This is a genomic window from Tsuneonella sp. HG249 (assembly GCF_053819205.1).
Genome location: NZ_JBSOQY010000001.1, coordinates 673,894 through 697,915, shown reverse-complemented (window position 1 = coordinate 697,915; position 24,022 = coordinate 673,894). Strand labels below are relative to the sequence as shown.

Annotated in this window: 21 protein-coding genes and 1 tRNA gene; 13 read left to right on the top strand and 9 right to left on the bottom strand. The window is 66.2% G+C overall.

The features are described from left to right. Positions 1-177: 177 nt before the first annotated feature. Positions 178-918 carry a transglutaminase-like cysteine peptidase gene (locus ACWPM1_RS03415; protein ID WP_455693435.1) on the top strand — a complete coding sequence of 247 codons (741 nt, stop codon included), beginning with the start codon at positions 178-180 and terminating at the stop codon, positions 916-918. A gap of 4 nt (positions 919-922) precedes the next feature. Here ACWPM1_RS03415 and ACWPM1_RS03410 read toward each other — a convergent pair whose 3' ends face one another. Genes ACWPM1_RS03410 through ACWPM1_RS03400 form a run of 3 tightly spaced genes read right to left on the bottom strand, consistent with a single transcriptional unit; the run spans position 923 to position 3,369 of the window. Continuing rightward, the gene (locus ACWPM1_RS03410; RefSeq protein WP_455693434.1) at positions 923-1,480 is read right to left on the bottom strand and encodes a Smr/MutS family protein; all 558 of its coding nucleotides are present in this window, start codon (positions 1,478-1,480) and stop codon (positions 923-925) included. Beyond that, a complete protein-coding gene (mltA, locus tag ACWPM1_RS03405) occupies positions 1,477-2,688 on the bottom strand; it encodes a murein transglycosylase A (RefSeq protein WP_455693433.1) in 1,212 nt (403 codons plus the stop codon). The genes ACWPM1_RS03410 and mltA overlap by 4 nt, the downstream gene beginning before the upstream one ends. A 30-nt stretch (positions 2,689-2,718) precedes the next feature. Then, on the bottom strand, positions 2,719-3,369 hold the full coding sequence (locus ACWPM1_RS03400; protein WP_455693432.1) for a Tim44/TimA family putative adaptor protein: 651 nt from the start codon (positions 3,367-3,369) through the stop codon (positions 2,719-2,721). Between the two features lie 212 nt (positions 3,370-3,581). Here ACWPM1_RS03400 and secB point away from each other — a divergent pair, with 212 nt between their 5' ends. From secB to ACWPM1_RS03380, 4 genes are all read left to right on the top strand, one after another. Then, the gene (gene secB / locus ACWPM1_RS03395; protein WP_455693431.1) at positions 3,582-4,121 is read left to right on the top strand and encodes a protein-export chaperone SecB; all 540 of its coding nucleotides are present in this window, start codon (positions 3,582-3,584) and stop codon (positions 4,119-4,121) included. 22 nt (positions 4,122-4,143) lie between these two features. Beyond that, positions 4,144-5,763: a murein biosynthesis integral membrane protein MurJ gene (gene murJ, locus ACWPM1_RS03390; protein WP_455693430.1), complete on the top strand. Its 1,620-nt coding sequence runs from the start codon at positions 4,144-4,146 to the stop codon at positions 5,761-5,763. 2 nt (positions 5,764-5,765) lie between these two features. Then, positions 5,766-6,815 (top strand): tryptophan--tRNA ligase, encoded by a 1,050-nt coding sequence (gene trpS / locus ACWPM1_RS03385; protein ID WP_455693429.1) that lies wholly within the window; start codon positions 5,766-5,768, stop codon positions 6,813-6,815. Between the two features lie 139 nt (positions 6,816-6,954). After that, positions 6,955-7,668, top strand: a complete 714-nt coding sequence (locus tag ACWPM1_RS03380; RefSeq protein WP_455693428.1) for a DUF4136 domain-containing protein — start codon at positions 6,955-6,957, stop codon at positions 7,666-7,668. A 62-nt stretch (positions 7,669-7,730) separates the two neighbouring features. On the opposite strand, the gene ACWPM1_RS03375 is transcribed toward ACWPM1_RS03380, so the two are convergent. The 3 genes from ACWPM1_RS03375 to ACWPM1_RS03365 form a co-directional block, all read right to left on the bottom strand. Further along, complete coding sequence (locus tag ACWPM1_RS03375; protein ID WP_455693427.1) at positions 7,731-8,270, bottom strand: GNAT family N-acetyltransferase; 540 nt, start codon at positions 8,268-8,270, stop codon at positions 7,731-7,733. Positions 8,271-8,272: 2 nt separating this feature from the next. Next, complete coding sequence (locus ACWPM1_RS03370) at positions 8,273-9,451, bottom strand: amino acid aminotransferase (RefSeq protein WP_455693426.1); 1,179 nt, start codon at positions 9,449-9,451, stop codon at positions 8,273-8,275. Positions 9,452-9,541: 90 nt separating this feature from the next. Further along, positions 9,542-10,342: a DUF1134 domain-containing protein gene (locus ACWPM1_RS03365; RefSeq protein ID WP_455693425.1), complete on the bottom strand. Its 801-nt coding sequence runs from the start codon at positions 10,340-10,342 to the stop codon at positions 9,542-9,544. Positions 10,343-10,529: 187 nt separating this feature from the next. On the opposite strand from ACWPM1_RS03365, the gene ACWPM1_RS03360 reads away from it, so the two are divergent. From ACWPM1_RS03360 to ACWPM1_RS03345, 4 genes are all read left to right on the top strand, one after another. Then, positions 10,530-10,622: transfer RNA gene (locus ACWPM1_RS03360), tRNA-Ser, on the top strand. A gap of 151 nt (positions 10,623-10,773) precedes the next feature. Next, on the top strand, positions 10,774-11,535 hold the full coding sequence (locus tag ACWPM1_RS03355) for a Crp/Fnr family transcriptional regulator (protein ID WP_455693424.1): 762 nt from the start codon (positions 10,774-10,776) through the stop codon (positions 11,533-11,535). After that, positions 11,528-13,360, top strand: a complete 1,833-nt coding sequence (locus ACWPM1_RS03350; protein WP_455693423.1) for a PAS domain-containing protein — start codon at positions 11,528-11,530, stop codon at positions 13,358-13,360. The genes ACWPM1_RS03355 and ACWPM1_RS03350 overlap by 8 nt, the downstream gene beginning before the upstream one ends. Further along, entirely contained in the window at positions 13,357-13,773 is a 417-nt protein-coding gene (locus ACWPM1_RS03345; protein ID WP_455693422.1) for a response regulator, read from the top strand. The genes ACWPM1_RS03350 and ACWPM1_RS03345 overlap by 4 nt, the downstream gene beginning before the upstream one ends. Here the strand turns inward: ACWPM1_RS03345 and ACWPM1_RS03340 are convergent. Further along, positions 13,770-14,123: a DUF6285 domain-containing protein gene (locus ACWPM1_RS03340; protein WP_455693421.1), complete on the bottom strand. Its 354-nt coding sequence runs from the start codon at positions 14,121-14,123 to the stop codon at positions 13,770-13,772. The genes ACWPM1_RS03345 and ACWPM1_RS03340 overlap by 4 nt on opposite strands. Next, a complete protein-coding gene (locus ACWPM1_RS03335) occupies positions 14,113-15,195 on the bottom strand; it encodes a phosphotransferase family protein (RefSeq protein ID WP_455693420.1) in 1,083 nt (360 codons plus the stop codon). The genes ACWPM1_RS03340 and ACWPM1_RS03335 overlap by 11 nt, the downstream gene beginning before the upstream one ends. A 59-nt stretch (positions 15,196-15,254) precedes the next feature. Between ACWPM1_RS03335 and ACWPM1_RS03330 the strand changes: the two genes are divergently transcribed. Further along, positions 15,255-16,541, top strand: coding sequence for an acyl-CoA dehydrogenase family protein (locus ACWPM1_RS03330; protein ID WP_455693419.1), 1,287 nt, complete (start codon positions 15,255-15,257; stop codon positions 16,539-16,541). Here ACWPM1_RS03330 and gdhA read toward each other — a convergent pair. Beyond that, positions 16,538-17,893, bottom strand: a complete 1,356-nt coding sequence (gene gdhA, locus ACWPM1_RS03325) for an NADP-specific glutamate dehydrogenase (RefSeq protein ID WP_455693418.1) — start codon at positions 17,891-17,893, stop codon at positions 16,538-16,540. The two genes, ACWPM1_RS03330 and gdhA, sit on opposite strands and share 4 nt — an antisense overlap. 198 nt (positions 17,894-18,091) lie before the next feature. On the opposite strand from gdhA, the gene ACWPM1_RS03320 reads away from it, so the two are divergent. From ACWPM1_RS03320 to ACWPM1_RS03310, 3 genes are read left to right on the top strand one after another with little or no spacing between them, the layout of a single operon-like run. Beyond that, a complete protein-coding gene (locus ACWPM1_RS03320; RefSeq protein ID WP_455693417.1) occupies positions 18,092-21,136 on the top strand; it encodes a CHAT domain-containing protein in 3,045 nt (1,014 codons plus the stop codon). A gap of 10 nt (positions 21,137-21,146) precedes the next feature. Next, complete coding sequence (locus ACWPM1_RS03315; protein WP_455693416.1) at positions 21,147-23,189, top strand: CHASE2 domain-containing protein; 2,043 nt, start codon at positions 21,147-21,149, stop codon at positions 23,187-23,189. After that, positions 23,176-23,907 (top strand): hypothetical protein, encoded by a 732-nt coding sequence (locus tag ACWPM1_RS03310; protein WP_455693415.1) that lies wholly within the window; start codon positions 23,176-23,178, stop codon positions 23,905-23,907. The genes ACWPM1_RS03315 and ACWPM1_RS03310 overlap by 14 nt, the downstream gene beginning before the upstream one ends. The last annotated feature ends 115 nt before the right edge of the window (positions 23,908-24,022 follow it).

Sequence of the window (24,022 nt, the reverse complement as noted above, 5' to 3'; positions counted from 1 at the left end):
CCTTGCACGGGGCCCCCGGCGTCGACGCGATGCCGGGGGCCTTTCGCTATCGGCCAACCGCATCCGTGCGCCGCGCGGTGCTGCAATCGAGTCGAACCGGTTCGGCCGCCATTGCGGGCCTGCGCAGTCGGCCGCATCCTTGCCGAGGACGATCGCAGGGATGGGGTGAGCGACCGAGTGCGCGGCAAGATGCCACTGCTGGCGGCGATCGCATTGTTCGCGGGGCCTGCGCCGGCGCAAGATGTCGTGGCCGAACCCGCGCCCTCGGTCGCTATACCCTGCCCCACTGAACCGGCCCCGGTCGTGATGCCGACCACCGGTGTGCCTTTCACCCTGCCTCCGGACGACGAAGCGGCGGCGCCCCACTGCGCTGTTCCGCTGCCACCTCCCCCCGTGCGCCCGCCCGCGCCCAGCCTGTTCCGCATGATCGCCCTGCCCTTCGGGAACGGCGCGCCGACGCAGAAGTGGCACAGTGCCCGCGAGGACGCGATCAGCGAGCCGGGCCCGTGGGACGAGCTTCTGGCCCAGGCCGGAAAAATACCCGGGACCGACCCCGTCGCCATGGTAAACCAGTGGGTGAACTGGCACGTCAGCTATCGCGACGACCCTGCCGGGGACGAATGGGCCCCCGCGTCGGCAACCCTCAGGCGCGGTTTCGGCGACTGCGAGGACTTTGCGCTCGCCAAAATGGGCCTGCTGCTCGCGCTGGGCGTCCCGTCGGACGACATGTACCTGGTGGTACTGCGCGACCAGCGCCAGAACGATCATGCGGTGCTGGCGGTGAAGCGCGACGGCGCGATGTTCGTCCTCGACAACCGCACCGACAAGATGCTCCCGGCCGAGGCCATCGCCGACTACACGCCCGTGCTCAGTTTCTCGGGCGCCTTTGCCTGGACGTACGGCCTGCGGGCCGGCTGACCGGTCAGCTTTTGCGCTTCAATACCAGGTAGAGCGCACCATCGCCCCCGTGGCGACGGTGAGCCTTGCGAACCGCCGCGACATCGCCGCCGTGCGGACCCGCCGCGAGCCAGTCGAGCAGCTTGGCCCGGATCGCGCCGCGTGCCGTGCCGCGATCGGCGGCATCGACCGGGCGCGACTTGCCGGCGATTATCAGCACGACCCGCGCGCCCATCGCCTTGGCCTGGCCGAGACCGGAATCGAGCCGGGCATGCGCCTGGTCGAGGGTGTGGCCGTGAAGATCGAGAGTGAAATCTGGCTCGACCGAGCCGGCCCGGAAGCGGCGATCCCAGTGAGAGTCGAGGCCCGGAGGGTTAGGCCGCTCGGGCGTCGCGGCTTTCGCCGGACGGGGCGGGCCTCGCGTAGATGCTGCCGCGACCGGCGGAGCCGCTGCGACCGGTTTGCCGGTGGTGACGGATGGGAGCGGCTTCTTCGCCGCGACGATCCGGAGAGGCTTCACGGTCGCCGCGACCTGCGCCCAAGCGGCCGCCTCCTCGGCGCTCAACCCGCGCGGCGGCTTCACCTGACGCCGAGGCGCTCGAGCGTCCCTTTGGGCAAGAGGACGAGAGCGTTCCCCCGCGCGCTCATGCCCCCTGCGATCGTCCGCGCATCGTCGCCCGCGCCCCAGAACGTGTCGAATCGGTTCGCGCCCTTGATCGCCCCGCCGGTATCCTGCGCGATCCACAGGCCGTCGGCCTCGGGTCGGTCCATGTCGAGCCACACCGGCGCTCCGAGCGGAACGTAGGCGGGGTCCGCAGCGACCGAGCTTTCGCGACGCACCGGCACGTTGAGCGCGCCGAGCGGCCCGTCTCCGGTCAGCTCCTTGAAGAACACCCAGCTCTTGTTCTCGTTCATCAGCGCCCGGCCCGCCTCGGGATTGGCGCGCAGCCAGGCCATGATGCCCTGCATCGAGGTGGGATAGCCGGTGTCGCCGCCAATCAGCCCGCGCTCGCGCATCACCGCCCCGATGCCGAGATACTCGCGCCCGTTCTGGCCCGCGTAACCGATGCGCATGACCTCGCCGTTCGGCGCGCGCAGGCGGCCGGAGCCCTGGATCTGGAGGAAGAAGAACTCGATCGGGTCGGCGGCCCAGGCAATCTCCAGCCCGCGGCCGGCGAGGGCCCCTGCCTCTATCTCTGCTCGCTCGTGATAGAGCACGAACTTGCCCGAGGCATCGCGGCGGCCGAGCGGCGGGCGCCCCGTGCGCTCGGCCTCGGGGATCTCGTCCGGCCAGCCACGCTCCAGGTCGGAGGGAAGCGCGTAGACCGGGACGTCGAAGCCGGGCAGGCGCACGCGGCTGCCGGCGATCTCGGGCTCGTAGTAGCCCGTGGCGAAAGCTGAGCCCTCGCCCACCCGAACGGTTTCGAAGTAGCGCTCGAAAAATGCCGACGGCTCGCCAGTCCATCCGCCCGCCGCGGTGCAGGCAGGCGCCCACTGCGAGCCCGTGGTCAGTCCGCTGGCATCGGCGCGGGCGAGCAGCCGGGGACAGCTTTCACGGAAACTCGCCAGCGCCGCGGCTGCGTCCGAGCGGCCGACCGGAAGCGAGGAGAACGCGGGCCCCGCGCGCAAACCGGCCGCCAGGGCGGTGGTGGGAACGGGCGGCGGTGACGACGGCGGCATCGGTTGCGCTCTAGGTGGCAGCGGCGTGGCAGGCGGGACTTCGCCCTGGGGGATCACCCGGCAGCCGGCGAGCGCAACCGACAGCAGCGCCATCGCAAGCTTGGTGCGCATGTCCCCTCCTCCGCTAACGATTGAGCTGGATCAGGCCTCGTCGGTTTCGTCGAGCAGCCAATGCGGATCCACCTCGCGCACGTCGCGCTTGAAGGTCCACAAGTCCCGCGCCTCGACCGCGTCGTCGAGCGAACCAGCGACCACCGTGCCGTCCTTGTCGCGGGTCACCGCCGCGATATCGGCAACGAAGCGCACACGCACTCGGGCAGTCTTGCCGACCAACTCGGCCATGTCGATGGTCGCGTCCTCGATCCGGACGAGGCGGTTCTCCAGCGTCTCGCCCGCGGCTTCGCGCGCCGTGATGGCGGCGTCGAACCCGGCGTAGACGTCGCCGTCGCAGAGCTCCTTGAGAGTTTCGCGGTCGCCCTGCCAGAAGGCCTCGAGGATCATCGCGTAGGCGCTCTTGGCGCCCTCGACGAAGCCGGAGATATCGAACCGCTTGTCCACCGCAGCGATCTCTCGCACCCCGCGTTCGACGGCTGGCAGCGCACCTTCGAGCGCAGGCGGCCGAACCGGCTGCGCCGAGCGGAGCTGCGGCTGGGCCGCGGGCGCGCTGTCGCCGGCGTCGAAGCGGGTCGGCACGGGCTCTTCCTCGTGCTCCGCACGCCGCCCCAGCACCGAATAGAGCCGCAGGCCCAGGAAGGCTGCGATCATGGCTAGGATGACGATCTGGAGTATCACCGGTTCTGTCCGTTTTCCGCTATGGCCCGCTTGCGCTGTCACCGCTGCCAGGCGTTGTTCAATCGTGCCCTACATAGTTACGAATTACAAACGAACAACGCATGAACCGGGCAATCGGGTGCGCCGTTGCGGCATACCGTAGAGGGTGCTAGGCGCGCCCGCGTTTCACGCGCGGCAAAGCTCCGCGCCAACCAGCAGGATACCCGAATATCATGGCCGACGAAGGCGACGTGCTCACCGACCTCAACCTCGACAACGCCGCCACCGGAAACGGTGCCGACAACCAGCCCGTGGCCGGCATCATCTCGCAATACGTCAAGGATCTCTCGGTCGAGAACCCGAACGCGCCGGCGTGCTTCCAGTGGCAGAGCCCGCCCAACATCGACCTGCAGTTCAACATCGGCGCGGAACAGGTGAGCGACGAGGTCCACGAGGTCGAGCTTAAGGTGAAGGTCACCGCCAAGACCGACGAGGGCGACCTCTATCTCGTCGAACTCGCCTATGCCGGCCTCGTCGGCATCCGCAACCTGCCCGACGAGCACACCCACGCGTTCCTGTTCGCCGAAGCCCCGCGGCTCCTGTTCCCGTTCGCCCGCCGGGTGATCGCCGACGCCACGCGGGACCTCGGCTTCCAGCCCATGATGATCGACCCGATCGACTTCAATGGGCTCTATGTGCAGCAGCTCCAGCGCAAGGCAGAAGAGCAGGCGGCAACGGGCGGCGACGCACCGCCGCCGGCCGGCCAGGCCTGATCGGCCAATCCCGGGGGGCGGGATGAGCAATCTCGTCCGCAATGTCGGAACGATCGGCGCGCTGACCGCGGTCAGCCGCGTCTTCGGTTTCGTACGCGACATGCTGTTGAGCCGCGTGCTCGGTGCGGGGATGGCGGCCGACGCCTGGCAGCTCGCCTTCACGCTGCCCAACACCTTCCGCCGGCTGTTCGCTGAAGGCGCGTTCAGCGTGGCGTTCGTGCCGATGTATTCGAAGAAGCTGCACGGCGCCGAAAGTCCGGAGGAAGGCTCAGCCTCGGCCGACGAGTTCGCCGGTGACGTGTTGTCGGTTTTCGTCTGGGTCTTGTTGGTCTTCAGTGCGGTCTGCATGATCGCGATGCCGGGCATCGTGTGGCTGCTGGCGCGCGAGTACTCGGAAATACCGGGTAAATTCGAACTGGCTGTCCTGCTCAGCCGGGTAACATTCCCCTACTTGGCGCTCGTCAGCCTGGTGGCGATGCTGTCGGGACTGCTCAACGCCCGTAGCCGGTTCGCGCCGGGCGCCTTCGCCCCGGTGTTCCTCAACCTGGTCATGATTGGCGGGATAATGGTCGGGTGGTACTGGCGCGGGCCCGAGGGCGACGACGCGGTGGTCGCCTGGGCGCTGGCGGTCGCGCTGTGCCTCGCGGGCGTCGTCCAGCTCGGCTTCATGTTCTTGTGCACCCGGCGCGCCGGGGTGCGCTTGCAGGTCAATCGCCCGCGCTTCTCGCCGGAGGTGAAACGGCTGGGGCTTCTTATCCTGCCGGCCACGTTCGGCGCCGGAATCTACCAGATCAGCCAGCTGGTCGACACCTTCTTCGCCACCAGCCTGCCGCAGGGGTCGCTGACCCTGCTCAAGCTCGCCGACCGCCTCAACCAGATGCCGCTCGGCATCTTCGGCATCGCGCTCGGCACGGCGATCCTGCCGATGCTCGCGCGGCATATCCAGACCGGCGACGCTGCCGAGGCGCAGCGCCTGCAGGGGAACGCTGTCGAGGTGGGTACCCTGCTCACCCTGCCGGCGGCGGTCGCACTCGCGATCTGCGCGCCGGCGTTCGTCACCGCCTTCTTCGTAGGCGGCAAGATGACCCTCGCCGACGGCGCCATCATGGCGGATATCGTCGTCGCGCTGGTGTGCGGCTTGCCGGCCTACGTCCTGGTAAAGGTGTTTCAGCCGGCGTTCTTCAGCCGCGAAGACACCCGCACCCCGGTGTGGACCGCGGCAGCGGCGCTGACGGTAAACGTCGCGCTTAATTTCTGGGTCGTGCCGCGCTACGGCATCGTCGGCCTCGCCGCCGCGACGGCGGTGACTGCCACGCTCAACGTCGTCCTGCTCTATTGCATCCTGCACCTGCGCGGATGGTTCCACTTTTCGGCCCGCCTGGCCGGCCGCGTAGCGCGCCAGGCCATTGCGACCGCGGTGATGGGCGGGTTCCTCTACTGGCTCATGCCCCTGCTGGCCGACCGCTTCGGCGGCAGCGTGTTAGAGCGCGCGTGGTCGCTGCTGGCGCTGGTCCTCGGCGGATTGGCGGTGTTCTTCGCGGTCGCCTACCTCATCGGGGCGCTCGACAAGGACCTCGTGGCCCAGCTACGGCGCCGGCGCCCGGCCCCGAGCAAGCAAGCGCCGGTCGACCTGGCGGAGTAATCATGCGCGTCGTTTCCGGCATCCAGCCCACGGGCAACCTGCACCTCGGCAATTACCTCGGGGCGATCCGCAACTGGGTGCGGATGCAGGACGCGATGGAGACGGCCAATCGCTCTCAAGCGGCCGAAGGCGGTAGCGCGTCGGAAAATCAGTGCCTGTTCTTCCTCGCCGACCTTCACGCGATCTCGCAGCCTCATTCTCCCGACGAACTCAAGCGTGCGACGCTCGAGATGGCCGCCGCGCTGGTGGCCTGCGGCATCGACCCTGCCCGCTCGGTGCTCTTCAACCAGGCGCAGGTTCCCGCGCATGCCGAATTGCAGTGGCTGCTTTCGGGCACAGCGCGGATGGGCTGGCTCAATCGCATGACGCAGTGGAAGGACAAGGCAGGCAAGAACCGCGAAGGCCAATCCGCTGCGCTGTTCACCTACCCGGTCCTCCAGGCCGCCGACGTGCTGCTCTACCAGACTACCCACGTGCCGGTTGGCGAGGACCAGAAGCAGCACCTCGAGCTCGCCCGCGACATCGCGCAGAAGTTCAACAACGATTTCGGCGCGGGCGAGGAGATTTTCACCCTGCCCGAGCCGATCGTGCCGCCGGAGGCTGCCCGCATCATGAGCCTGCGCGACGGCAGCGCCAAGATGAGCAAGTCCGATCCGAGCGACATGAGCCGGATCAACCTGATCGACGACGCCGACCTCGTAATGCAGAAAATCAGGAAGGCGAAGACCGACGCCGAGCCGCTCCCGAGCGAGCCGGCCGGCCTCGAAGCGCGCCCGGAAGCGCTCAATCTTGTGACCGTCTATGCCGCGCTGACGGGCGAGAGTGCGGCGGACGTTCTGGCGCGTTTCGGCGGCCAGGGGTTCGGAGCCTTCAAGCCGGCGCTGGGGGAATTGCTGGTCGAAACCTTGCGGCCCATTTCCGCGCGCTTTCGCGAGCTTCTCGCCGACCGCGAGGCGCTCGATGCGATCCTCGCTCGCGGTGCCGCCCGCGCCCGCGAAATCGGCGCGCCGACGCTCGACAGGACCTATAGCGCGCTGGGTCTCGTCCGCTGACTGGTATAACTTTTGCTAACCGCGCCATTCAAACTCGGTTCACCGCGAATCCTTTACACCCCGCCGCATAGGTGACAGCTTGTGCCCGCTTTCTGAGGGTGCCGAGCATCGTCCCTCCATCACAGAAGGGTTTCGCACGATGTCCATTCAGACCAATTGGGGTCGCACGCTCAAGCTCGTCGCCGCGCCGCTGGCGCTAGGCGCGCTCGCGGCTTGTGCCACCCCATTCAACGCGGACGTTCAGCGCTTCCAGAGCGCATTGCCGGCACCGCAGGGCCAGACTTTCACCGTTGTGGCCGACGATCCGGCGCTCGCCGGCGGCCTCGAGTTCCGCCAGTACGCGACCTACGTCGCCGACCGAATGGCCTCGCTCGGCTACCGCCCGGTCAACAGCACCGACGGCGCCGACATGATCGTCCGGTTCGACTACGGAATCGACAAGGGCCGTCAGCGCGTCCGCGAGACGGGCTTCCGCGATCCGTTCTACGATCCTTGGTTCGGCTACAGCCGGCTCGGGTACAGCCGCTTCGGGTACGGCCGGGGCTTTTACGGCCCTCGTTACGGCCGCGGTTTCTACGGCGCCCGCCCGTGGAGCTACGGCTTCTACGATCCGTTCTTCGACAACGGCATCGACATCCAGACGGTTTACACCAGTGGGATCGAGCTGAAGATCGACAACCGCGGCGGCCAGCGCCTGTTCGAGGGCAAGGCCGAGGCGCTGTCGACCTCGAACCGCCTGCAGTATCTCGTGCCCAACCTGGTCGAAGCGATGTTCACCGACTTCCCGGGCCGTTCAGGCGAGACCGTTCGCATCTCGGTCGCGCCGGAGAAGCAGCCGGTCCAGCGCCGCTAGGCGCTGCTTCCGGAGGGAACACGGCGGGCGGGTGCGCAGCGATGCGCCCCGCCCGTTTCAATTCAGCGGCCAAGCGGCCCGCTCGCGAAATTCCCGCGGTCGATCTCGTAGACCACGTGGCGCACAGGCGCGCCCTTGTACTCGCCATCCTCGACCATGTCGGTCAGCCGTCCACCGATCGCTTCGAGCGCCTTGCGCGAGCGACCGTTCGTTTCACCGATGCGGAACAGTACACGCGGATAATCGAACAGTGCATGCGCCAGCATCAAGCGCTTCATTGCAGGGTTGAGACCGGTCCCCCAGCACTCACGGGCGAGGAAAGTCCAGCCGATCTCGATGTCCTCGGGCGAGATCGGGCAAGCGCGGAACTGCGAGCTGCCGACGATCTTTCCATCGTCCTTACGGATGGCCACCAGCGCCCCACCCTCGGCCAGCGCCTCGTCGAAGAACGCGCGGAAGACCGCCTCCTGCCAGCGGTCGTGCGCCGGGTGAACTTCCCACACCAGCGGGTCCGAGGCGACGGCAAAAAGCGCCGGCCAGTCCTCTGGCCGCAGCGGGCGCAGCAGCAGCCGCTCACCTTCGAGGACCGGCTGGCGGTCCAAGGTCAGCCCGCGACCTCGCGCAGCGCGTCGACGAACTTGTCGATGTTGCCCCCCGTCAGGCCGGCGACGTTGATACGGCCGGAACCCGCCATGTAGATACCGTGATCCTCGCGCAGGGCGGCGATCTGCTCTTTCGACAACGCGAGCACCGAGAACAGCCCGTGCTGCGCGCCCACCGGGGCGAGGTCGACCGTGCCGATGCGGCCCGCCGCCGCCAGCCGCTCGCGGACCTGGCGGATTCGGGTGCGCATCGTGTCGAGCTCGTCCTGCCACTGCGCGGTAAGCGCCTTGTCCGCCAGTACCAAGCGCACCGCCGCCGCGCCGTGGTCCGGCGGCATCGACCAGTTCGCTCGCGCGAGCGCTGCCGCATTGGAGACGATCGCCGGCAGCTGGCCGGCTTCGTTCGCCACGATGTAAAATGCGCCGACCCGGTCCCGATAAAGGCCGAAGTTCTTGTCGCAGCTATAAGCGACCAGCGCCTCCGGCACCGCGGCGAGCACCGTCCGCAGGCCCGCGGCATCTTCCTCCATGCCCGCGCCAAGGCCCTGGTAGGCCAGGTCGATGATCGGCAGCGCCTTGCTTGCGGCGAAGGCGGCGGCGATCCGCGCCCAGTCGCTGGCGTCGTAGTCGATGCCGGTGGGGTTGTGACAGCAGCCATGCAGCAGCACGGCGTCGCCTTCCTCCGCTCCCTCGATGGCCGCCAGGACTGCATCGATATCGGCGGTGCCGTCCACGCAAGCATGCTGGAAGGGCACTGTCTCAAGGCCGAGATCGGCCAGGATCTGCGCATGGTTGGGCCAGCTTGGCATGCCGAGGTGCACGCGAGTCACACCCGCAGCCTTGCCGATTGCCGTCGCCAGGCGGACCGCGCCGGTGCCGCCGGGCGTCTGCAACCCCTCGATCCTCCCGCCCATAGTGGGGTCCTCCGCCCCGAACACATAGGGCAGCAAAGCCTCGACGAAGGCCATATCGCCCTCCGGCCCGAGATAGGCCTTGGAATCCTGATCGCGCACCAGCAGCATTTCGGCCGCCTTGATCGCGCCGAATACCGGCGTGTCGCCCTGTCCGGTGCGATAAACGCCGACGCCGAGGTCGATCTTGTCGGCGCGCGGGTCGGCCTTGTGGAGCTTGATCAGCGCGAGCAGCGCGTCGGGGGCTTGCGGGGCGAGGCGTTCGAGCATGGCGCGGCTCGTTTACCGCAAGCGAAAGGGGCCGCAACAGCTAAGCCGTCGCAGCCCCCGGGAAGGTGACCCTATAATAAGTTTAGTGGGTCAAAACGGCAGCCAGCGCTGCTTCTTGGAAAACTTCATATAGCCCGCGTTAACCCCGAGCCGCAGGCCGGCACCGACACGGATCGGGATCAGCACGACGTTGCCCTTGCGCATGTAAGAGGCATTGAGGCCGCCGATTGCATATGCGGCCGCCTCCCCGGCGGGAAAGCGCTCGAACAGCTCTTCGCTGTCGTAGAGGTTGTAAACCAGCACGAACGTGTTGCCGGCGTTGGCGCCGGCGTCGAACCCGACCGAGGGGCCGGTCCAATAGACGGGCTTCTGCCCTTCGACCTTGTGATAGAGCGTGCCCGAGCCGTAGCGCGCGCCGACGACGAACGCCCCACCCGCCTCGCGGCCGACGATGTAGGCATTGGGCTCACCCTGCTTGGCGAGCAGGTCTTCGATCATCCGCGCGACGCCTTCCGCGCCTTTGCCGAACACCCCCTCCGCGGCGCCGATCAGGTCGTCCTTCTTGTATGTGTCGCCCTGTGCAGCCGCGACTGCCGGATCGGCCGCAGCCTGGGTCGCGGCGGTCGACGGGTCGGCGCTGGTGACAACCGGGTCGGTCCACTCGGGCGCGACTTCGGCCGGGGCGCCCGGCGGCGGGGTTTGCGAGTAGGTGGTCGAGTTCTCGTACGGCGCCGGCTCACCCGGCGTCTCGGCCGGTTGGGCGAGGTCGGCATCGATGCCCGAATTGGGATCGATCGTCTCGATCTGCGCCGCCGCCGGCGCGGCGAGAAATGCGGCAGCGCCCAGCGCGGCAATCCAGCCGCGGCGCGACAAGCCAGTCAACAAACTCATGATTTCCCTCCGTTCCCGACCCCGGGATGCGTCCAGGCGTCAGGAGACTCCTTCGCCGGTGAAGCGGCAATGAATGCGCGGCGAGCCGAGTCTGATTTGCGGTGAAACGAGTCGGCCATTTCTCGCGCGCCCGGGCCTTGCCGCTCCCATGACCCCTCGCTATAGGGCCCGCTCGCCGCTGCGATCCGGAGACGTGGGTGAGTGGCTGAAACCAACGGTTTGCTAAACCGTCGTACTGGTAAATCCGGTACCGAGGGTTCGAATCCCTCCGTCTCCGCCAGCATTCGATCGCCTTCGCGCTGACCTCCGCCGCTAGGATCAGCCTGCCCCCAGCCGGCACGTATTTGGCTCACATTTGTTACCTCACTGGGAGGCCGCGAAGCGCCCTTAACGTATGTAACTGCGTTGCTGACAAAGTCGGATATCTGCCGATGATAACATCGTTTTCTTCGTTGGTGGGAACCCTGATCCTCAATCTCGAGCGCTATGTCCGTCTCTCGGCCGACGATCGCCGGGCACTGAACCAGTTGAAGGCCGCCCCGCTCTGCGAGGCGAAGGCTCGCGGAGACATCGTGCGCGAAGGGCAGGATCCTACCGTGGTGCGGCTGATCGTGTCTGGATGGGCGTGCCGCTACAAGGACCTGCCGGACGGCCGCCGGCAGATCGTGGGATTCTTCATTCCGGGCGATTTCTGCGACCTAAACGTCTACATCCTGCAGCACATGGACCATTCGATCGGCGCCATAACGCCGGTGAAATACCTCGCCATTCCTCCGGATTTGATGGAAGAGCTCACTCATGCCCGGCCTCGCGTAGCGCAGGCGCTGCTGTGGCATCACCTCGTCGAATCCTCCGTCCAGCGCGAATGGCTGCTCAACATCGGTCAGCGCAGCGCTCTCGAGCGGCTGGCCCACTTGTTCGTCGAACTGTTTTACCGCCTTCGTGCAGTCGGGCTTGCGCGTGACAACACAATCGATTTCCCCCTCACCCAGAACGACCTAGCTGAGGCTACAGGGGTCACCTCGGTTCATCTCAACCGCACCCTGCAGGAATTGCGGCGACAGGGGTTGATCGAGTTGCGCGCCAAGCGGCTCAAGATTTTCGACCTCGATGAGTTATCGAGGCTGTCGATGTTCAACGCGAACTATCTGCACCTCGACCACGAAGGGCGGCAACTGGACGCCAATGGCTGACGGTCGCGCCTCAAAGGCAAGCCTGCTTCCGGAAACAGGCCTGTCCCTGAGGGAAAGCGAAGGACGCTTTCGCGAATTCGCCGACAACAGTCAGGATGCGCTGTGGATCATCGACGCCGAGACACGCCGGCTCGAATATCTAAGCCCTGCGTTCGAACGAATCTGGGGCATCGCCCCCCATGAAGTGATGGACGACCTCTCCCGCTGGGCGGAGTTCATACATCCCGACGACCGGGCGCTCGCCGTGCAAGCGCTCCCGCGAGTGTTGGCCGGCGAACCCTGTGTCGCCGACTACCGCATCATCCGGCCGGATCGATCGGTCCGCTGGATTCGCGATACCGGCTTTCCCATCCGCGAGAACGGCGAGGTGAAGCGCGCGGGCGGCATCGCCCAGGATGTAACCGACCTCAGACGGGCAGAGACCTCCCTGCGCGAGAGCGAGGAGCGGCTCGCTCTTGCGCTCGACGTCGGGCAACTTGCGAGCTGGGACTGGGACCTGCGCAGCGGCGTGCTAACGTGGAACGATCTTCAGAACGGGACCGAATGCGACCAAGAGGGCGAAGGCACCTCAACCTTCGAAGCCTGGCTGGCCCGCGTCCACCCCGCCGATCGCGCCGGCACCGTCGCTGCAATTGAAGCGGCCCGCGATGCCAGAGAGCCCTACGTACAGACCTTCCGGATCCTACATCCGGATGGGGCCATACGCTGGTGCTCGGCCCGAGGGCGATTCTTCTATGACGACGACGGCGAGCCGTGCCGGATGATCGGCGTCATGGAGGACTCGACCCAGTGGCACGAATCCGACGCCGCCTTGCGCGAGAGCGAAGAGCGCATGCGCCTGATAGTCGAGAATGCCGAGGACTACGCGATTTTCACGACCGACGTCGACGGGATGGTCACCGACTGGCGCGAGGGGGCCCAGAACGTCTTCGGCTACTCCGCGCAGGAGATGGTCGGGCAGAGCTGCCATATCCTGTTCACGCCGGAGGACCGCGCGGCAAAGCAGCCAGAGCGGGAGCGCGCGACCGCCGCTGAGCACGGGAAGGCGGGCGACGTGCGCTGGCACGTCCGCAAAGGCGGGGCGCGGGTGTTCATCGACGGCGTATCGACTGCGCTGCGCAACCCCGATGGCAAGCTCATCGGCTTCCTCAAGATCGGCCAGGACGTCACTGAGCAGCATGCGGCGGGCCAGCGGCAGGAACTGCTCCTTGCCGAACTCCAGCACCGCGTGCGGAACATTCTTGGGATGATCCGCTCGATGGTGCGTTTCACCGCGCACGGGCACGAAGATATCGACGAATTCTCCGCGCACCTCGTGGGCCGGCTCGACGCGCTGGCGCGCACACAAGTGCTGCTGACCCGCGAACCCGGCGCCAGAGTCGATCTCGAGGGCCTCGTGTGGGATGAGCTGGAATCCCAGCTGATCGACGAACGGCGCATGCAGGTCGGCGGGCCAGCCGTGGGCCTGTCACCCAAGGCAGCCGAAGTGCTGACTCTCGCGCTTCACGAACTGGCGACAAATTCGCTCAAGTATGGGGCACTGTCCAATCAGGACGGCCGACTTTCGGTCACTTGGGACACCACGACGCGCAACGGACAGCAGTGGGTCGAACTCGTTTGGAACGAACGCTGCATTCGGCTGACGCCACGACCGATCACCGCGGGCTTTGGAACCGAATTGATCGAGGAGCGTGTTCCCTATGAACTTAACGGTGAGGCAAGTCTTCGGATAGAGGGCGAAAGCGTGTTGGCAAAGATCGGCTTCCCCCTTCTCGAAGGCGCCAGCATCCTGGAGACCACTCCCGCACGGGATCACGTGTCATGATCTCACCGCACCTCCAGGGCCGGACGATCCTGCTGGTGGAAGACGAATACTTCCAGGCGCGCGACATAAAGGATGCGCTCGAACGCCGGGGGGCAACGGTGGTAGGCCCCACCGGGCGGGCGGAGGATGTTCCGGAGCTTCTCGAAGGGGGGACCATCGACGCCGCTTTGCTCGACATCAACCTCGGCGCGGGGCCGGACTTCGCGACGGCCGACTATCTTCGCCAAGAGGGAGTGCCGTTCGCATTCCTTACCGGTTATGACGAAGGATCTATCCCCTCGGGCCTTGGGCGGGTCCCGCGACTGCAAAAACCGGCCAACGAAAGGATGCTGGTCACCTTGCTCGCGGAGTTGCTCGATGGCGGCCCCGCCGAGAGTGGCGCTCGCACCCAGGGCCCCAGTGGTTTGGCTTAGAGCTCACCCCGGAGCGCCCGGAAGCCGCGATATCCCGGCTGGTCGATGGAAAGCTTGGCGAAGGTTGTCAGGATCAGGTGCCGCGTGACGTCGCTCTCGCGCATGGCGTCACCAGCCCGAATTGTATTTACCAGTTGCGCATTGAGGTCTTCGATGCGGCCCGTCTCCCCCAGCAACTCGGCGAGCCTCGCGAGTTCCTCGTCCGCGTAGGAAGGTCCGAGTTCGAGTTCGCGCTGCGAGATACCCAATGCGTTGGCCGCGACCTTCTGCGGGAAGCCCGGGGCAAGCCCTGCATCTAGTGCCTTCCTCGCCTCGGCGACGAGCAGGCCGGCGGGGGGATCATCCTGCACCCAGCGCCTCCTTCCAGGCAGGGTGATCGGGCGCGAGCATGCGCATTAGGTCGAATTCGGTCTCCGAGGCCCGACGCGCGATGACCGCACCTTCGAGCGAGCGAGCGCCATCCATGAAAGCCTTCGCGGCCCCTGCGCACATGACGCCCCAATTCATGGTCTGGAACACCTCCCATGCGTGCAGCTCTGCCAAGTCGACCGGCGCGCCGCCGGCCGCCGCGTAGCCCTCGAGAAGGTCCTCGCGGCTGCCGAAGCCGCCGACCGGCAGCTCGGGCCGTTGGAAGCGCCAGCTCGGCACGCAGATCCATGCCAGGTCGTAGGCGGGAGGCCCGACATGGGCGAGTTCCCAGTCGAGCACGGCGCGAATGCCCTCCGGACCGACCATCAGGTTGCCGTTGCGGAAGTCGCCATGCAGCAGCGTCCGCCCGCGCTCCTCCGGAAGGTTGTCGTGCAGCCACCGCAGCGCGAATTCGAACACCGGGCGATCCTGGCCCGTCTCGCGATGCCGCGCCTCAAGCGCATTCAATTCATCGCGCGCTCCGCGCGAGGGCAAGCCGAGGTCCTCATGACCCGTGGAAGCGTGAAGGCGCGCGAGAATCTCGCCGCAGCGACGCGCCATTCCGGTGCGCGCCTCTGCGAGTTCGGGCAGCTTCAACACCCTACCGCCGACAGTCTCTCCGTCGAGCCGCGCCATTGCGTAGCCGTCTCCGGCGGGCGATCCTTCAGGCAACTCGAAGGCGATCGCGGGAACCGGGATTCCGGCCCGCTCGGCGAGCCGCACGAGTGCGGCCTCCGCCGCCACGCTAGGCAAGCCCTGGCTGGCGCGCATGCGGCCCGGCGGCTGGCGGCGCAGGACGAGCCGAAGCGCGTCGCCATCTTCGACCTTCAGATCGAAGCGCCACATCTCCTTGCTCGCGCCGCCCCCCAGGCGGGCAAGTCCGTCGACCGCTGTAGCCGCCAACCCGGAATCGCGTGCGGACTGGAGCAAGGCTACCGCGAGAGCCTCGACATCGACCGGCGCGCTTCCAGCGCTTCCCAAGGCGGCGACAGGCGGCGATGCGTCGGCAGGCATGCAGCGACCCTTGCCTAAAAGCGGCACCCGGTCCACCCACCGCGCAGGGAGAAAGCCGAATGGACTTCACGATTCCGCGCGAGATCGAGGAATACTACGCCCAACTGGCGACCTTCATCGAGGCCGAGATCGAGCCGCTGGTAGCAAAGGATGACAACGTTCGGTTTTTCGATCACCGGCGAGAGCATTCTCGCACGGACTGGGACAAGGGCGGCCTGCCTCGCCGCGATTGGGAGGACCTTCTGCGACAGTCGCGCAAGATCGCGGACAAGGCAGGTCACTGGCGTTTCTCCGCCCCCAAGAAATACGGCGGCCAGGAAGGGTCGAATTTGGCGATGGCGGTGATCCGCGATCGCTTTGCTGCCCGCGGTCTTGGCCTCCACAACGACCTTCAGAACGAACACTCGATCGTCGGCAACTTCCCGTTTGTGGCGATGTTCGAGACGTTCGGGACCGAGGAGCAGAAGCACGAGTACATCCTGGGAGGGTTCGAGGGCCGTCGCCGCGTCGCCTTCGGCCTGACCGAGCCGCACCATGGCAGCGATGCGACCTGGATGGAGACCCGCGCGGTTCGCGAGACGCGCGACGGGATCGACGGCTGGCGGATCGATGGCGAGAAGATGTGGATCACCGGCATGCACGTCGCCACGCACTGCGCAACGTTTGCGCGGACGAGCGGGGAGCCGGGAGACGCGCGTGGGATAACCTGCTTCCTGGTGCCCAATCCGACACCCGGCCTCGAGATCGAGGAATGGATGTGGACGTTCAACATGCCCACCGACCATCCTCGGCTTTCGTTCAACAATGTCTGGGTGCCAGAAAGCGCTATCCTGGGCGCCGAGGGACGCGGGCTCTCGCTCGCGCAGAGCTTCGTCCACCAGAACCGGATCCGCCAGGCCGCCAGCAGCCTGGGCGCGGCCAGCTACTGCGTCGAAGAAAGCGTGCGATACGCGCGGGAGCGCAAGCCCTTCGGGGAAGAACTCGCGCGCAATCAGGCAATCCAGTTCCCGTTGGTGGAGCTTGCCACCCAGTGCGAGATGCTGCGGCTGCTGATCTACAAGACCGCCTGGGAAATGGACAACATGCCGCACGAGGACATCGAACGGACGATCTCCGACAAGGTCAGCATGTGCAATTACTGGGCGAACCGGCTGGTGTGCCAGGCGGCCGACCGGGCGATGCAGGTGCATGGCGGCATCGGCTACTCACGGCACAAGCCGTTCGAACACATCTACCGCCACCACCGCCGCTACCGCATCACCGAGGGGGCCGAGGAGATCCAGATGCGCAAGGTCGGCGCGTACCTGTTCGGCTATCTCGGCCCCAAGCGGGGAATGTACGGCTAGACCACCCCGAACGCGAGCATGGCATCGGCAACCTTCTTGAAACCGCCGATGTTGGCGCCTTTGACGTAGTCGATATAACCGCCGCCTTGGTCGCCGTAGCGCTGGCAGGTCGAATGGATGCCCAGCATGATGTCCTTGAGCATTTGCTGGAGCTCATCTTCCTTCCACGCGCGGCGTTCGGAATTTTGGCTCATTTCGAGGCCCGACACAGCGACGCCGCCCGCGTTCGAGGCCTTGCCGGGCGCATAAAGCAACTTCGCGGCCTTGAAGACATGCACCCCCTCGAGGTCGGTGGGCATATTTGCACCCTCGCTCACGGCGACGCAGCCGTTCGCAACCAGGGTGCGCGCGTCTTCGCCGAGCAGTTCGTTCTGGGTGGCGCAGGGAAGCGCGACGTCGCACTTCACCGCCCACGGGGTCTTGCCCGCATGGAATGTCGCGCCCTTGAACGCCTCGCAATATTCCTCGATTCGCCCGCGGCGGTGAGTCTTGTGAGTCTTCACCCAGTCGATCTTCTCCTGCGAGAACCCGTCTGGATCATGGACGAAACCGCCTGAATCGGAGAGCGTCAGCACCTTGCCACCCAGTTGCACGATTTTCTCTGCCGCGTGAGTGGCGACATTGCCCGAACCGGAGATGACCGCCGTCTTGCCGGTCAGGTCCTGGCCGCGGGTCGCCAGCATATTGGCCAGAAAGTAGACTGCGCCATAGCCGGTGGCTTCGGTGCGGATGAGGGAACCGCCCCATTCGAGCCCCTTGCCCGTCAGCACCCCAGTAAAGTGGTTCGTGATGCGTTTGTACTGGCCGAACATGTAGCCGATCTCGCGCCCGCCGACACCGATGTCGCCGGCCGGCACGTCCACGTCCGCGCCAATATGCCGGTACAGCTCGGTCATGAAGCTTTGGCAGAAGCGCATGATCTCGCGCACGCTCTTGCCCTTGGGGTTGAAGTTCGAGCCGCCTTTGCCCCCACCCATCGGTAGCCCGGTGAGCGCGTTCTTGAAGGTCTGCTCGAAAGCCAGGAACTTGAGCACGCTCTCGTTCACGCTCGGGTGGAAGCGGATGCCGCCCTTGTAGGGGCCGATGGAATTGTTGTTCTGCACCCGCCAGCCGCGCTGGACGCGGATATTACCCGCGTCGTCCTCCCAACAGACGCGGAAGCTGACCACGCGGTCGGGCTCGGCAATGCGGCGAAGGATCTGGGCCTGGTGGTATTCCTCCTTGTCCTGCATGAAGTCGAAAATGTCTTCGGCGACTTCCTGTACCGCCTGGACGAACTCCGGCTGATGCGGATTGCGGCGCTTCACGCCTTCCATGAATTGCACAAAGTCAACGTGATCCGAAACGGCCATGGTTATCCCCCCTGCTTGGCGCGACTCGACCCTGCTTTTCTTGTGCGGGCAATGACATACCAAAATCGGCCGGTCCGCAAGCGAAGTGCAGTTGTATAAATAGGGCCCTTGCCCTGTGCGCGGGCATGGCGCAGATTCCGGCCGCCTCTTCGGAGTCGCTGTTTGAGAGGGGAAACGGTGCACTTCACTTTATTTCGCATGGCTGCCGCATTGGCGGCTGCGCTCGGAGCGCACGGTGCGCTTGCCGAGCCCGGATCGCCGCTGGCCGGCGAGCGCTTCGCGATCGGCGATGCCGGGGCCGTGTGCGAAGCGCAAGGCGTTCGGCTGGGCGCCGTGCGCAGCTCGATTTACGACCGCAAGTGGGCGCTGATATGCCGCGACGTGACGCGCCCGGTCGGCACCGCCTACAGCTGGCGCGGCGCCGGAGACGCTCTCGACCGGGTTGCCCGCGACCGCAGCGTGGCGCTCGCCTGTGGCGAGGCCCAGGTAGCCGCCGGCGGAACGGCCGGCGCGACCGTGCGCACTTGCCGCGAAGGCAGCAGCGGCCTCGAATGGCTGAGCTACCAGGTCGCCTCGGGCGGTCGGACCACAGTTGTCGAAGGCCTCGCGGCGTTCGACAGCGCGCTGCGCCTGGCGCTCGCGAGCATCGCGGAGGACCGCGTGGTCCCCGGCCAGGTCGAAATCGTCACTACCGGGGGAGCGGGGTCGCTGGCACTGGCGCGCGCGAGCCTCGGCGAAACATCGCTGCTGATCGGACAGGGCTATCGCCAAAACAACGCGGGAAACTTTTCCGGCGCGGAGGAATACTTCCGCCCCGACCTCTTGGCTGCAAGCGCACCCCAGGACCCGGCTGCCGCCGCGACGGCGCGGCACGAAGTGCTGGTCAACCGGGCACTGCAGTTATCCAATCTCGGGCGCTACCAAGAGGCCGCTCGCGTATTCGAAAATGCGCGGGCGATGGAGCTGCGCGACCCGATCCAGTCGCGACTGCTGCGCAACTTTGAGGCGATTGACGCGATCAACCGCGGCGACATGGCCGCCGCGCGTGAGATTTTCGCACGAGCGGTCCCCGAACTCGTCGACCCCGTGGCAACGGGGGACGGCTCGGCAATGATCGACCCTGCGCTGTCCAATGGCCTTAACTCGGGCATTGCAGCCGGTTTGACCGACGCGGTTTCCCAAGACACACGGCTCACGACGGTCGAGCGTGCCGCGATCATCGATGCCCAGGCCCGCCAGTTGGCGGCCACAGCCGACCGCCTCGAAGGCAAGCCAGGCGATGCACTGGCGACCCTCACCGACGCCCGCCAGCGCATCGCGTCGATCCGCGAAGGGCGAGTAATCTCAGCCGCACGATTGGAAGCGCAACTCATGAGTGAGATGGCGCTGTCTCACGAGGCGCTGGGCCAGGATGCGCAGGCCGAGGGGCTGTTGCGCGAAGCGCTCGCGCTCACCGAGTTGCGCTATCCCGAAACCGCCTCGGTCAGTGCCGCGAAGGCGCGACTCGCGGCCTTCCTGGCGCGACATGGACAGGCCGCGCAGGCGATGGATTTCTACAAGGCGATTGTCGCCGAGACCGCCCAAGACCGTGCCGCGCTCATCGGGCTCGAAAACCAGCTAGTGCCCTATTTCGACATGCTCGCGGCAAGCGTTCCGCAGCAGCCGGAGCTGGTGTCGGACCTGTTTGCGGCTGCGCAACTGATCGAGCGACCGGGCGCGGCGCAGACTCTTGCACAGCTTTCGCGCAGACTGGAGGCGGGCGACGGCGAGGCTTCCGATTTGTTCCGCCGCGAAACGGCGGTGCGGCGGGAGATCAACCGGATCGATCTCACCCGCGCGCAATACACTGCGCCCGGTGCCGAGCAGCCTGATCCCGCGGCGCTGGCCGAGCTTGACGCTCGCCGCACGCGGCTCGAGCAGAGCCAGGTCGAACTGCTGGACAAGCTGTCTGCCTATCCTGCCTATCGTTCGCAGGCGCGCGAGAACATGACGGCAGACGAGCTACGGTCTATTCTGAGCGCGGACGAGGCCTACCTACAGCTCGTAAAGGTCGGCGGCTCGATGTATTCGGTCTATCTCTCTCCGACTAAGGCAACCGGATGGAAGGTGGGCGCCAGCGCAGCGGAAGTGGCCGGGCTCGTAAATCGCTTGCGGGACAGCATTTCGGTAACCTTGGGCGGGGTCAACGCGACGTTCCCCTTCGACATCGACACCGCCCGCGCGTTGTTCAATGACCTGATGAGCCCGATTGCGGGCGACCTTGCCGGCGTGAAGCATCTCGTCTTCGAACCGGACGGGGCGCTCATGGAACTGCCGGTCAACTTGCTGGTCGCGGGCCAGGGGGGTGTCGACGCGTACAATCGGCGGGTAGACGAAGGCGGGGACGAGTACGACTTCCGGGGCGTAGATTGGCTCGGCCGGGATCGGGCCATAAGCACGTCACTTTCGCCCGCGAGCTTCCGCGATGCGCGCAAGGCACCATCGTCGAAGGCGGCGTCGCTCTACCTGGGGCTGGGACAGAACCAGCCGGTCGGCCCGATAACCCAGGCCTCGCTTGTGCGGAGTGCGAGTACCGGGGACGAGTTGGGCTGCGAAATTCCCCTAGCGGCATGGAACCGGCCAATCTCCAAAGAGGAGCTCGTCACCGCGAGCCGCGAACTGGGGGAAAGCAGCTCCGAGCTGATAACGGGGTCGGCGTTCACCGACACGGCCATCGAAGGGCGCGGCGATCTCGACGGATTCCGCATCGTCCATTTCGCAACCCACGGCATCGTCACCGCGCCGCGTCCCTCGTGCCCGATCCGGCCAGCTTTGCTGACGTCATTCGGCGGCCCCGGTTCGGACGGCCTGCTCCAGTTCGGCGACATCTTCGACCTCGAGCTCGATGCCGATCTGGTCATCCTTTCGGCCTGTAATACCGCCAGCCTGGCAGGGCTCGAGGCCACGCAAGCCGCCGGTGTCGAGGGCGGCGGCGGCCAAGCGCTCGACGGGCTCGTTCGCGCCTTCATCGGGGCCGGTGGACGGCAGGTGATCGCCAGCCACTGGCCGGCGCCCGACGAGTTCGATGCTACGAAGCGACTGTTCCAGAGCATGTTCGATGCCGCGCCGGGCGCCGCAGTTGGCGACGCGCTGCTGGCGGCACAGGCCCAACTGATGGACGATCCCCGCACCTCCCACCCATTCTACTGGTCCGGTTTCGCGCTCATCGGCGACGGCGAGCGCCCGCTTTTTCACGCGAACTGAGCGAGGCGTAGTGAGCGGTAGCTTCGCCGGAGGCCTGCTGCGGCGCGGCTGGCGGAACGTCCGCGAGGCCGGCACCCGGCGGCTGGTGCTGACCGGAGTCCTCATCGTCATCGCCCTGACTTTGGCTCGATTCGGGTGGGGCCTGACCCCGGACAGCGAGCTACCGGTGGTCAGCCCGGCCGAGAGGGCGATGTACGATTTCCGCAGTTACCTCGTCGCCGACAGTCGCCGGGTGGGGCAGGACCCGCGGGTGGTGTTGGTGGTTTACGACGACCAGACGCTCGCCCAGCTTCGCAAACGTTCTCCCCTCGACCGCGGCCTGTTGGCGCAAGCGCTCCGCAACCTCGACGCGATGGGCGCGAGAGCGATCGGGATCGATATCCTGTTCGACCAGCCTCAAGACGAAGACGACGAACTGATCTCGGCGCTGCGTGCCATGAAGACCCCGGTCGCGGTCGGCTATGCCGACGTTGCGACCAACGAGGGGAGTATCGAGTACGAGCAGGAGCAATATCTCAGGTCGTTCCTTGCCAGGCTCGAAGGCAGCAACGCGCATCCTGGAAGCGTGCGGTTGAGCGACCAGTTCGGCGTGACGAGGCTATGGCCCGAGACACATCCCGGCCTTCCTCCGGTGCTGGGGCGCAAGATGCTAGAGCTCGCGGGAGAGGGCGGCCGCACCTTGACCGGATATGTCGGTTCGGTGACTTATCGCTTGCCCGTCAGCGACGAGCTCCCGGTGTTTTCTTCGCTGCCGATCCAGACGTTCACCGATCCCGCGCTCGCCGAAGCGCTCGCCCCGGCGGTCGCCGGTAAGTATGTCCTCATAGGGGGCGATATCGTCGATACCGACCGCGTTCCCACACCTATGAGCGAATGGTCGGGTGATGAGCCCCCGCCGGGTCTGCAGGTCCACGCGGAAATGATCTCGCAGATGCTCGACGGAAAAGCGCCGAATAAGCCGCTGCCCGTGACCTTATGGGCGTTTGCCTTCCTTTTCGTGTTGATGGCGGTCCTCACGGGCCTGCTCGAATGGGGTAGCTGGCGCATCTATGTGCTTCTGGCCGCGCAGTTCGGCGTGATGATCGGCGCGCCGTTTGCGATGCAGTTCAACAACGTGGACACTTATGGCCTGCCGGCAGTGGGCTGGGTGTTCGGATGGATTCTCGCGTTCACCGCCGTCACCTCGGCGGCGCGGACTGCTGGCGCGGTCCAGCGCAATTTCGCCCAGGGTGCCCTTGGCAAATACCTGCCGCAGGAGATGGCACGCGAGATCATCGAGCATCCCGAGCTGCTCAAGCTGCATGGCGAGAAGAGCCAGATTTACGTGCTATTCTCGGACCTCGAGGGGTTCACCAAGATGAGCCACGCGCTCCAGCCCGAACAGGTCGCACGGCTGGTCAATCGTTACCTGTCGATGCTGAGCAAGGTCGTGCTGGATCACGGCGGCGTTCTGGACAAGTTCGTCGGCGATGCGGTGGTGGCGTTCTGGGGCGCCCCGATCGCGCGCGCGGACGACGCTGAACGGGCCGCCCGGGCGTGCTACGCGCTGTGGCAGGCGGGCGAGGCCTTTCGCGCCGAGGTCGCCAAGATGGACCCTTCGCTGCCACCCATTGGCCGAACCCGCGTGGGGCTGCATTTCGGCGATGCCGTGGTGGGCAATTTCGGGGGCGAGAACCGAATTCAGTACACTGCGCTCGGGGACAGCATGAACACGGCGGCGCGGCTTGAAGCGGCCAACAAGAACCTGGAAACGCAGCTCCTTGTCAGCCGTGAGGTCGTCGAGCGTAGCGGTCTCGATTGGTGGCGGCCGATGGGGCGGATCGTTCTCCGGGGCCGCAAGCAGCCGGTCGATGTTTTCGACATCGCGCCCGAATGGACTCCGGAAGAGAGATCGGCCCTGGGGCACGCGCTGTCGCTTGGCGAGACTCACCCCGATGCGGCCGCGGGGAAAATAAATGACCTCGCCAAGCGCTATAACGCTGACAATGCATTGCTGAATTTGCTACTAAGGACTCAACAACTGAATGAGGAGGGGGCCTATGTCGTTTCGTAAAATCCGGCTCGGCGCCTTTACAGCCGCGCTGTTGGCTGCCGCTATCCCGGTGGCTCATGCTCAGGCTGGCGTCGTAGTGGCGGTAAGCGGACCGTCTGCGAAGACTTACCCGGTGGGCCGAAAGATTGGTGCGACAGACAAGATCGTCCTTCAGGCGGGCGACACTCTCAGCGTTCTCGATGAGAAAGGCACCCGTGTATTGCGCGGTGCAGGCACATACACCCTTTCGACCAAGGCTAACGCCGACCGCAGCGGCGCTTTCGCGCTGCTAACTCGCCAGCGCTCCGCCCAGCGCATGCGCACGGGGGCTGTACGGGACATCGGCGGGGCGGCGATTTCCCGCCCCAACTTGTGGTACGTCGATGTGCGGCAGTCGGGCACGATGTGTCTCGCCGATCCTTCCGAAGTGCGTCTCTGGCGCCCCGTCACCGGCGGCGAGCAGATGTACGCGATCGGGCTCGGCGGCACGAAGGGGACAAGCAGAGCCAGTTTCGGCGACGGCGACATGCTGACGGTGTGGGACCTCAGCCAGGCCCCGATCACGGACGGCTCGACATATGTCATCGCCGGCGGCGACGGAAAGCCGAACGAAGTCACCTTCCGCGTGCTCGATCCGGTGCCCGAAACAGCCGAGGCGCTCGCTTCCAAGCTCATTGAATTGGGCTGCACTGCCCAGTTGGAGGTGCTCTCTTCGGCGATGGCAGACGCCGACGGTTAATCGCCGGAGCTAGAAACGGGTCGCACCCGGGGGCAACGACCCCTTCGAAGCATATTTGAGTTCGGCGAGGCCAGGCCCGCAAAGGGAGGCCCGCGCCGACAGGTGAGGAGTGAGG